Here is a 1,098-nt window from a genome sequence, read left to right as displayed (position 1 = left end):
TCAAGTGGATGCAATATTATTGGGACAACAAGGCATGACTGTTACGTTCTATCCGAGTTTGGCTGCTGCTCAAGCACAAGTGCCGGGTACTTCCATCAATGCCACACATCCTAATTTACAATATCCAAACCAAATCATCTATGTTCAGACCTTAGGCGTGGTGATTACCAATAGCATTACGGGTTGTTACAGTATTTCAACGATAGACATCAGAGTAGTGCCATTACCAACACCAATACCGCCAACAGCGCCTTACACTATTTGTGATGAGAATCAAGACGGCTTTTCGAGCTTTGATTTAGCGACTTTAACGACAGATATTTTACAAGGGGCAAATTACATCCTGAGTTTCTATGAAACCTTAACCGATGCAGAGCTGGGTAATGCCATCACGGCTATTGATATTAGTCAGTTGTATGACAATATAGATCCGTTTACCCAAATTTTATATGTAAGAGCAGAAGACCCTAACACAGGATGTTGGAGTGTTATCTCTATAGTGTTAAACGTAAACCCAAGCCCGATAGCGCCAATTGATTTGGATGACATCGTGGTTTGTGATACAGACAACAACAATCAAAGCGCCAGTACGATGGTTGATTTAACGGTAAGAACACCGGATGTTCTAGCCCAACAACCACTAGCGGCAAGTAATTATACAGTTACCTACCACACCACATTGCAACGAGCACAAGATGATATTCCAATCATACCTGCTACTAGTTATTTGGCTACTACCAACCAAACGATATGGGTGAGAGTAGAGGACAACACGACAGGTTGTTTTAATATCGGTACGTTTGAAATCATTGTCAACATTCCGTTATTACTCACTACGCCAACACCATTGAGTTTGTGTGATGACGATGCCAATCCGAATGACCAATTCCACAGCTTTGACTTAACCGTTAGAGATGTGATGATTACCCAAGGATTATCAGGTTATACCGTCACGTATTATCCAAGCTATGCTTTGGCACAAGGCGGTAACCCTGCCAATGCTATTGCTACGCCAACGGCTTATACCAATACCTCACCGGCAGTGCAAACTTTAGGAGTTGTGGTAACCAGCGCAGCGGGTTGTCAAAGCATAACAAC

1 pseudogene is annotated in these 1,098 nt (G+C 42.6%); it reads left to right on the top strand.

Annotation, left to right across the window (positions count from 1 at the left end):
- A pseudogene (locus ICG50_RS12990) lies at positions 1-1,098 on the top strand (adhesin); the annotation flags it as partial.

The sequence above is a fragment of the Flavobacterium buctense genome (genome assembly GCF_014486695.1).
Classification (GTDB): Bacteria; Bacteroidota; Bacteroidia; order Flavobacteriales; family Flavobacteriaceae; genus Flavobacterium; species Flavobacterium buctense.
This window is presented reverse-complemented; position numbering and strand designations above follow the sequence as displayed.